Origin of the sequence: Deinococcus murrayi DSM 11303, assembly GCF_000482805.1 — a bacterium.
In the GTDB taxonomy this organism is placed as follows: Bacteria; Deinococcota; Deinococci; order Deinococcales; family Deinococcaceae; genus Deinococcus; species Deinococcus murrayi.
Genome location: NZ_AXWT01000044.1, coordinates 1 through 7,827, shown reverse-complemented (window position 1 = coordinate 7,827; position 7,827 = coordinate 1). Strand labels below are relative to the sequence as shown.

At 72.0% G+C, this 7,827-nt stretch carries 9 protein-coding genes, 1 tRNA gene and 2 pseudogenes; 7 read left to right on the top strand and 5 right to left on the bottom strand.

From position 1 onward, the window contains the following. The 3 genes and pseudogenes from H565_RS16610 to H565_RS0108850 form a co-directional block, all read right to left on the bottom strand. Nucleotides 1-279: pseudogene (locus H565_RS16610) on the bottom strand (IS4 family transposase); the annotation flags it as partial. 68 nt (nucleotides 280-347) lie between these two features. After that, nucleotides 348-1,064: a 23S rRNA (guanosine(2251)-2'-O)-methyltransferase RlmB gene (gene rlmB, locus H565_RS0108855; RefSeq protein WP_027460717.1), complete on the bottom strand. Its 717-nt coding sequence runs from the start codon at nucleotides 1,062-1,064 to the stop codon at nucleotides 348-350. Nucleotides 1,065-1,117: 53 nt separating this feature from the next. Next, a complete protein-coding gene (locus tag H565_RS0108850; protein ID WP_027460716.1) occupies nucleotides 1,118-1,531 on the bottom strand; it encodes a DUF3197 domain-containing protein in 414 nt (137 codons plus the stop codon). 66 nt (nucleotides 1,532-1,597) lie between these two features. Here H565_RS0108850 and H565_RS0108845 point away from each other — a divergent pair, with 66 nt between their 5' ends. Genes H565_RS0108845 through H565_RS0108835 form a run of 3 tightly spaced genes read left to right on the top strand, consistent with a single transcriptional unit; the run spans nucleotide 1,598 to nucleotide 3,619 of the window. Further along, complete coding sequence (locus tag H565_RS0108845) at nucleotides 1,598-2,293, top strand: S4 domain-containing protein (protein WP_027460715.1); 696 nt, start codon at nucleotides 1,598-1,600, stop codon at nucleotides 2,291-2,293. Nucleotides 2,294-2,306: 13 nt separating this feature from the next. Continuing rightward, nucleotides 2,307-3,323, top strand: coding sequence for a cell division protein ZapE (zapE, locus tag H565_RS0108840; RefSeq protein WP_027460714.1), 1,017 nt, complete (start codon nucleotides 2,307-2,309; stop codon nucleotides 3,321-3,323). 47 nt (nucleotides 3,324-3,370) lie between these two features. Then, nucleotides 3,371-3,619: a hypothetical protein gene (locus H565_RS0108835; RefSeq protein ID WP_027460713.1), complete on the top strand. Its 249-nt coding sequence runs from the start codon at nucleotides 3,371-3,373 to the stop codon at nucleotides 3,617-3,619. Between the two features lie 47 nt (nucleotides 3,620-3,666). Here the strand turns inward: H565_RS0108835 and H565_RS0108830 are convergent. Further along, a tRNA-Leu gene (locus tag H565_RS0108830) sits at nucleotides 3,667-3,753 on the bottom strand. Nucleotides 3,754-3,885: 132 nt separating this feature from the next. Here H565_RS0108830 and H565_RS14895 point away from each other — a divergent pair. From H565_RS14895 to H565_RS0108815, 3 genes are read left to right on the top strand one after another with little or no spacing between them, the layout of a single operon-like run. Then, a complete protein-coding gene (locus H565_RS14895; RefSeq protein ID WP_051363507.1) occupies nucleotides 3,886-5,028 on the top strand; it encodes an acyl-CoA dehydrogenase family protein in 1,143 nt (380 codons plus the stop codon). Then, nucleotides 5,025-5,744: a PIG-L deacetylase family protein gene (locus H565_RS0108820; protein ID WP_027460712.1), complete on the top strand. Its 720-nt coding sequence runs from the start codon at nucleotides 5,025-5,027 to the stop codon at nucleotides 5,742-5,744. The genes H565_RS14895 and H565_RS0108820 overlap by 4 nt, the downstream gene beginning before the upstream one ends. Continuing rightward, a complete protein-coding gene (locus tag H565_RS0108815) occupies nucleotides 5,741-6,334 on the top strand; it encodes a class I SAM-dependent DNA methyltransferase (RefSeq protein WP_027460711.1) in 594 nt (197 codons plus the stop codon). The genes H565_RS0108820 and H565_RS0108815 overlap by 4 nt, the downstream gene beginning before the upstream one ends. Here the strand turns inward: H565_RS0108815 and H565_RS14890 are convergent. Continuing rightward, the gene (locus H565_RS14890; protein WP_051363506.1) at nucleotides 6,298-7,395 is read right to left on the bottom strand and encodes a glycosyltransferase family 2 protein; all 1,098 of its coding nucleotides are present in this window, start codon (nucleotides 7,393-7,395) and stop codon (nucleotides 6,298-6,300) included. The genes H565_RS0108815 and H565_RS14890 overlap by 37 nt on opposite strands. A 287-nt stretch (nucleotides 7,396-7,682) precedes the next feature. Between H565_RS14890 and H565_RS16405 the strand changes: the two are divergent. Continuing rightward, nucleotides 7,683-7,827, top strand: a pseudogene (locus H565_RS16405) (IS4 family transposase); the annotation flags it as partial.

The following is a 7,827-nucleotide window of genomic DNA, read 5'->3' as shown; positions in this document are numbered from 1 at the left end:
GTCCAAGGGACCCTCTGGCAGGAAGGAAAGGGCGAAGCGGGGAAAGAGACCCTCCGGAAAGGAAAACTGGACGAAGCGACACAGCCGCTGGTAGCGGGCCGTGAGCGTGCCTGGCAACGTGACGTGGGTTTTGAGGCTGTACAGGACCACCGTACGAGCCTGGATGACCGCCAGGACCAAGGCCGTGAAGACGACCAGGCGGCGGGCATCAAGAGGAAAGGCAGACCGCCGTGCGGTCTGCAAGGTATCGTGGGGGGGTCGGCTCCCAGGGGTTTTCATCGCAGAAACACCGTACAGGAGCCGACTTTCTGCTGCCCGTCACCCGTTTTGAAGAGTAGTCAGGGTGTTCACCCTTCTTCCCGCGCCCGCATCGCCTCGTACAGCAGGATGCCCGCCGCGACCGAGGCGTTGAGGCTTTGGACCTGCCCGCGCGTGGGAATCCGCACCAGGGCGTCGCACTTCTCGCGCACGAGGCGGCGTAAGCCCTCGCCCTCCGCCCCGATGACCAGGGCGACCGGGCCGCGCAAGTCCAGGCGGCCCACGTCCTGCGCGGCCTCGCCTGCCGCCCCGTAGACCCAGACGCCCTCCTCCTTGAGGCGGTCGATGAGGCGGGGCAGGTTCTTCGTCTGTGCGACCGGGAGGTAACTGGTGGCCCCCGCCGCCGTTTTGGCGACCACCGGCGAGAGCGGAGCGCTGCGGCGTTCCTCCACCGCGACCCCATGGGCCCCCAGCACCTCCGCCGAGCGGATGATGGCCCCAAAGTTGCGCGGGTCGGTGATGCCGTCGAGGAGCACGATGAGGAGGTCCTCGCCCCGGCTCCGTGCCCGGTCCAGGATGTCGCCTACGTCCGCCCAGGCGAGGTCCTCGACCTCCGCGAGGATGCCCTGGTGCGCGGTCGTGCCTACGAGTTGGTCGAGTTCGATGCGCGGGGCAAAGCGCACCCGCACCCCCTTGGCCTTGAGGTCGCGCACGAACGCCTCTTCGACCCCCCGCGCGAGCAGCACCTCGCTGACCCGCCCCTCACGCAGGGCTTCGAGCACCGGATTCCGTCCGTACAGCCACATGGGGGCAGTGTACGGCGGCGGGACGCCGGAGCGCGGGGCCGCCGATGCCCCGGCTACGCTTCCGACTGGGGCCGCGCTCCGTAGAGGCGCGGGTCGCTGGGGTTGCTCGCGGCGGTCAGGCGGGCCACTTCTTCCGCGTCGGGTTCGGCCAGCACGCGCACCAAGTCAGAGGGATTCAGCACGGTCTCGCGCACGGGCCAGCCCCGCGCCTGCGTCCACGCCACCAGCTCGGCCAGTGCCTTCGCCCCCGCCGGGCCATAGGCCGGGCCATAGGCGGGCACGGTGACCACAGCTTCGTCTCCCCACGTCACCAGGGCCGCGTAGCGTGCGGCGTCCCGCTCGGCCTGCCCGTCAGAAATCAGATACAGGGTGGCCGGCCCCTCGCCCTGAGCCGCGAGCAGCGCCATCAGCTCGCGGTGGGTCTCCAACGGGGCACCGGGCAGGCCAAGCGGGTCGTGAACGTTCATGGCGGCAGTCTAGCCCCCGGCCCCCGGCCCTGCCGCTTTCCTTGCGCCGGGCGCTATCTTCGCCCCATGAAGCTCAAGCTCAGCACCCTCGTGGCCCAGGCGCGGGGCGGGCGCGTGGTGCGGACCCCCTTTGTGGACGGGGACGAGATTGACCGCCGCCTGCTGCAAGACGACGACCTGCGCTTTGTCCTCGCGGGCGGCTTTCCCGATGCCCGCCGGGTGGTTCTGACCCTCTACCCCGCGCACATTCCGGAGGTGGACAGCGGCGTGAGCGTGTTGCGGGTGACCCCCGGCCCCGGCCCCGCCTGGGACCTCCAGGATTTCGGCGTGCAGCTGCGGCGGCTGGGGTTGCCCGAAGACCAGCTCGGCGACGTGCGCGAGGAGCGGGGCAGCTTTCTGGTGGCGGCGACGGGCAAAGCTGCGCCGACACTGGCCGCCCTCACCGAACTCGGCGGGCGCGAGGTCGCGGTCGAAGAGGTCGGCGAGGCGGCGGGGCGCGGAGCCAAGACCCGCGAGGTCGTCGTGCCGTCCATGCGGGTGGACGTGGTGGGGGCCAAGGGCTTCGGCGTGAGCCGCGCTTACTTCCAGCAGGGCATTGACGGCGGCAAGGTGCGGCTGAACGGTGCCCTCGCCCGCGCGAGCAGCGACATCAAGGAGGGCGACAGCCTCAGCGCCGAGGGCCTGGGCCGCATCGACTTTAAGCGGGTCGTGAGCGAGACGCGCCAGGGCAACTTCAAGGTCGAGCTGGAAGTGCACCGATGAGGCGTGAGGCACCGTGATTGACCTTCTCGCCCGCCGCCCCAGCCTCCGCCCGGAGGACCTCACCGCCGACCTTGCCCCCAGCGCCCGCTTCCGAGGGGTGCGCTTTGAGACCTACCAGCCCAACCCCGACTTTCCCAGCCAGGAAGAAGCCCGGCGTGCCCTGCAACTCTTCCTCCAGGGGGCGCAGGCGCGGCCCGGCGGCTTCCGGCTGTTTCGCCGCGCCAAGCCGGAGGGCCGCGGCCTCTACCTCGACGGCGGCTTCGGGGTGGGCAAGACGCACCTGCTGGCGAGCACCTACCACGCGGCGGGCGGCACGCGGGCGCTCATGAGCTTTCAGGACCTGATGTACGTGATTGGGGCGCTGGGCATGAGCCGGGCGGTCGAGGCCTTTCGTGGGCACGACCTGCTCCTGATTGACGAGTTTGAACTCGACGACCCCGGCAACACCCACATGGCGAATACCTTTCTGGGCCAGCTGATGCCCGCCGGGACGAGCGTGGTCGCGACCTCCAACACCGAGCCGGGGGCGCTGGGGCAGGGCCGCTTCAACGCTTCGGACTTCCAGCGCCAGATTCAGGGCATCGCGGACCGCTTTGAGACGCACCGCATCGACGGCCCCGACTACCGTCAGCGCGGGACGGCCCCGGCCCAGCCCCTCAGCCCCGCCGAGTTCGCCGCGTGGGGGGCGCGGCAGCCCCAAGAAGGCCTCGCCGTGGTCAGTCACCGCGACCTGGGCCGCCTCCTGCTGGAGGTGCATCCCAGCCGTTTTGCCCGGCTGCTCGCGGGGGTGGAAGCCCTCGGCATCACCGACCTCGCGCCCATGCCCGACCAGAATGTCGCCCTGCGCTTTGTGCATTTTGTGGACAAGCTCTATGACCTCGGCCTGCGGGCGGCCCTAACCGGAGCGCCGCTGGGCACCCTCTTTGCCGACAGCTACCGCCACGGAGCCTACGCCAAGAAGTACAGCCGCTGCCTCAGCCGCCTCTCCGAGCTGCTGCATGAGGCGCGGGCGGACCTGGCTGCGGGGTAAAGGCTGCCCTCACCCCTGCCCGCGCCTGCGTCCGCTACGGTCGGGGCATGACCCAGGAGCAAAACCGCGACTTCACGATGGTGCTTCCCGGCGGAAGTGTTCCCGCCCGCTTCGTGACCCTGCCGGACGGCAGCCCCGGCGTAGAGGTGGAGGGGGTACAGTTTCCCCACCTTACGGACGAGGTGCCCCACGGCATCCGGGCGGGCACCGACGAGCAGCGCCGGGTCATCGACGACCTGCGCCGCCGCTTCAAAATCACGTCCGAGGCCAGCGTGCTCGCTTTTGACGTGGAGTGAGTAAAGCTCGGCAGGACAACGCCCCGCAGCGCTGCGGGGCATTTTCGTGGTGCCGAGAACGGGACTTGAACCCGTATGCCCTCACGGGCGTTCGATTTTAAGTCGAATGCGTCTACCGATTCCGCCATCCCGGCTCAGGCCGGAGTGTAGCACCCGGCCTCCAGATGTTCCCTGCGGCCCGCCTGGGCGGGGCGACCCTGCGACATGAGAAAAGCCTGCCGGATTGGTCATCGTCCCCCATGCCCGGCCCGCCGTATCGTGCGCGGGTGAGTCGTCCCCCTTCCGGGCCGCGGGCGGGGCTGCCCGCCCCGCTCCTTCCGGCCCCCGTCGCCGCTGCCATCGAGGCCGAAGCCGCCGTACGGGACGCGGACGGCACCTTTCCCGCCGCGTCCTTCGGGGCGTTGCGGGAAGCGGGCCTCCTCACCGTCACCCTGCCCCCGGCGCTCGGCGGGCGGGGGCTGGGCGGACTGCCTCTGCTCTCGCTGCTGCGGGCGCTGGGGCGGGCCAGCCTCCCGGTCGCGCGGGTGTACGAGGGACATGCCAACGCGCTGGCGCTGGTGCGGCGCTACGGCACCCCCGCGCAGCTCGCCCGCGCCGCGCAGGACGCAGCGCAAGGCCACCTCTTTGGCGTGTGGAACACCGAAGACGGGCCGGGGCTGCGGCTGGAGGGGGAGCCGGGGGGCCTGCACCTGACCGGCGGCAAGACCTTCGCCTCCGGACTGGGGTACGTCACCCGCCCGCTTCTCCCCGCCGAGGGCGAGGGGGGCCGGGTGATGGTCCTGCTGCCCGCCGAGCGCGAACCCGGCGTACCCGACCTGGAGTTCTGGCAGCCGCTGGGGATGCGGGCGACCGTCTCTGGGCGGGTGGACTACGGGGGTGCGCGGGTGGAGCCGGGCGACCTGATTGGGCGGCCCGGCGACTACTACCGCCAGCCGGAGTTTGGTGGGGGGGCGCTGCGCTTTCTCGCCGCACAGCTCGGCGGGGCGGACGCGGTCGTCGCCTCGGCGCGGGCGGTGCTGCGGGGCCTAGGCCGCGCTGGGGACGACGTGCAGCGCCTGCGCTTCGCCGAGGTGGCCCTGCGGCTGGAGGGGGCTTGGCAGCTCACCCGTGAGGCGGCCCGGCGGCTGGAGGGCTGGCCGGAGGCCCAGTCAGCGGAGAGGGACCCCGCCCCCCTGCTCGCCTATGTCGCCCTCGCCCGGACCGCGACCGAGGACGCCTGCCTCCTCGCCTGCGAAGCGGCGGAGCGGGCGGTCGGGGCCAGGGGTCTGCTCGCGCCGCAGCCGACAGAACGCCTGGTGCGCGACCTGCGAATGTACCTCCGGCAACCCGCCCCCGACGCAGCGCGGCTCCTCGTCGGCGGGTGGGTGCTGGAGGCGGGGGACGCCGAGGACCCCTGGGAGGAGGGGTGACGGTTCCCCTTGCCCCAACCCCGCTGGACCCCGCAGTGCTTGCCGGCCCGGTGTGGGTGGTGGCTCCCCACCCCGATGACGAGGCGCTGGGCTGCGGCGGCCTCCTCGCCGCGCTGGGAGAGGCGGAGCGGGAGGTGTGGGCCTTGCTCCTCAGCGACGGGGGGGCGTCCCACCCGGCTTCGCCCGCTTGCTCCCGCGAGCGGCTGGCGGCGGCGCGGCTCGCGGAGTGGCGCTCCGGCCTGGCCGCGCTGGGGGTGCCCGCCGAGCGAACCCGCACCCTGGGCCTCCCCGACGGCGAGTTGAGTCGGCACGGCGAGGCCCTCACGCGGGGTGCCCGCACCGCCCTGGGCGAGGCCCCGCCCGGCACCCTACTGCTGCCCTGGGCACGCGACCCCCACCCGGACCACCGAGCGGCTTGGACCCCGCTGCTGCGGGCGGCCCGCGCCTTTCCTGGTGTGCGGATGCTCGCCTATACGGTCTGGCTGGAGGAGCGCGGCGGCCCGGAAGACTCCCCCCGCCCCGGCGAGACCCGGCCCCTCACCCTGAACGTGCAGCCCTGGCGGGCGGCCAAGCGCCGGGCGATTCAGGCCCACCGCACCCAGCTCGGCCCGCTGCCGGGGCTATCTCCCGGTTTTGTTCTCCCCGCCAGCTTGCTCGCGCGGGCGCTGGGGGGCACCGAGACGTACCATGAGTTTCGACCCACGGAGGAACAATGACTCCCCCCGACGAAACCCTGGATGATGCCTATTTCGAGGCCGTCTACCGCGCCAACCCCGACCCCTGGAACTTCGAGACGAGCGAGTACGAGCACGCCAAGTACGCCCGCACCCTCGCCGCGCTGCCGCAGGAACGCTATACCCGCGCCCTGGAGGTGGGGTGCTCCATCGGCGTGCTCAGCGGGATGCTGGCGGAGCGGGTCGACCACCTCGTCAGCGTGGACGTGAGCGAGCAGGCCCTCGCCCGCGCCCGCGAGCGCAACCGGGAGCGCGCGAACGTGACCTTCGAGCGCCGCCGCCTTCCCGGCGAGGCTCCAGATGGCCCCTTTGACCTCATTGTCTTTTCGGAGGTGGGCTACTACTTCAGCCGCGCTGACCTCGAACGGGTGCTCGACGTGCTTCTAGAGCGCCTCGCCCCCGGCGGTGACCTGGTGCTCGTCCACTGGACCCCCCCGGTCCATGACTACCCGCAGACTGGGGACGCCGTGCACGAAGCCGCCCTTTGCCGCACGCCCGCGCCGCTCACCCACCGGGGCGGCGAGCGCCACGAGCGTTACCGCCTTGACGTGCTGAGCAAACCGCAGTCCTGAGCCGCCCACAGCTCCCCGCGCACCTCGGTCAGGGCGCGGGCCACCGGCACCGGGGCGTAATGCCCCTGCCACAGCCCGGCCCGCAGGCGGGCCGCATGGGCGGCTTCGAGGGCCAGCCCCAGGGTGGGTGCCCGCAGCGCTTCGCGCAGCGCGGCGGGGGGGGCCAGCCAGCGCCCCGGCAGCGCCGCGCTCCAGCCCCGTTGCCGGGCTTCTTTCAGGGCGGCTTCGGCGCGGGCGAGGGCGGCGATTTCGGCTCCGCCGGGCACCCGCCAGGCCGCCGGGTCCGCGTGCCACTCGGCAAGCTGGGTGCTCAGGCCCACCGGCACGCGCCCCGTGAGGCGGGCGCTGGTGTACACGCGGGCGTGCGGCGTGTGCCGAATCCGCAGGTCGCAGCGCCGCAGCGCCCCCATCAGGGCCACGTCCTCCAGGTGCGGCACGTCGGGCACCCCGCCCACCTCCCGGTAGGCCCGCAGCGTCAGCGCCAGATTGGCTCCAAAGTGCTGGTGATGCCGCGGCCAGGGGTCAAAGGGGTCAGGATTAAGCCGCGCGGTGAGGCGCTCGGCCCCCAGGCGGTAGGCTGCGTCTTGCAGGTACACCCGCCGCACCGGACCGGGCAGCCGCGCCCGCTCCTCTGGCCGCAGCAGGATGCGCCCGCAGGCGGCGTCCGCCCCTGCCTCAAAGGCCGCCCGCAAGTGCCACAGCCAATCGGGGGCGGGCACGCTGTCGGCGTCGGTCGTCGCTATCACCCCCATTGGGTCGTCTCCCAGCCGCCGGGCCGCGAGGTCGAGTGCGGCCCGGCGCGCCCCCGTCACGTTGTCTTGGCCGGGCGGCAGGGTCAGCGTGACCACCCGCACCCGCCGCGAACCCGCCGCCGCTCCCGCCGCCCGCTGCGCCGTGTCGTCGCTGGAGTTGTTCACCACCATCCAGACTTCGTACCCCGTAAGCGGCAGGCCGCTGCCGTTCACCTGCGCGAGCAGGGCGCGAACGGTGCGGGCAATCCCCGCCGCCTCGTTGCGGGCGGGCACGGCAACGACGAGCCGGGGGGCACAGGGGGGCCGCATGGCTGGGCAGGCTAGCGCAAGCGGGCGCGGCCAGGCGGCCAGAAAACCTTGAGCCTCGACCAAGAGGGAAAAGAGTTGTCCCTACGGAACGAACAAGGTGGACGGGAGCTTCACCCCTATTTTGTCCCCATGACCCTCCTCATTTCCGGCCTTGACCACGTGCAACTGGAAGCGCCCGCCGGGGGCGAGGCGGCGGCGCGGGCCTTTTTTGGGGAGTTTCTGAGCTGACTACTCTTCAAAACGGGTGACGGGCAGCAGAAAGTCGGCTCCTGTACGGTGTTTCTGCGATGAAAACCCCTGGGAGCCGACCCCCCCACGATACCTTGCAGACCGCCGTGCGGTCTGCCTTTCCTCTTGATGCCCGCCGCCTGGTCGTCTTCACGGCCTTGGTCCTGGCGGTCATCCAGGCTCGTACGGTGGTCCTGTACAGCC

Coding starts and splice junctions, on each gene's coding strand:
- H565_RS0108845 (WP_027460715.1), top strand. CDS start 1,598: ATGAAGCTCAAGCTCAGCACCCTCGTGGCCCAGGCGCGGGGCGGGCGC.
- H565_RS0108850 (WP_027460716.1), bottom strand. CDS start 1,531: ATGAACGTTCACGACCCGCTTGGCCTGCCCGGTGCCCCGTTGGAGACC.
- H565_RS0108815 (WP_027460711.1), top strand. CDS start 5,741: ATGACTCCCCCCGACGAAACCCTGGATGATGCCTATTTCGAGGCCGTC.
- H565_RS0108835 (WP_027460713.1), top strand. CDS start 3,371: ATGACCCAGGAGCAAAACCGCGACTTCACGATGGTGCTTCCCGGCGGA.
- rlmB (WP_027460717.1), bottom strand. CDS start 1,064: ATGTGGCTGTACGGACGGAATCCGGTGCTCGAAGCCCTGCGTGAGGGG.
- H565_RS14890 (WP_051363506.1), bottom strand. CDS start 7,395: ATGCGGCCCCCCTGTGCCCCCCGGCTCGTCGTTGCCGTGCCCGCCCGC.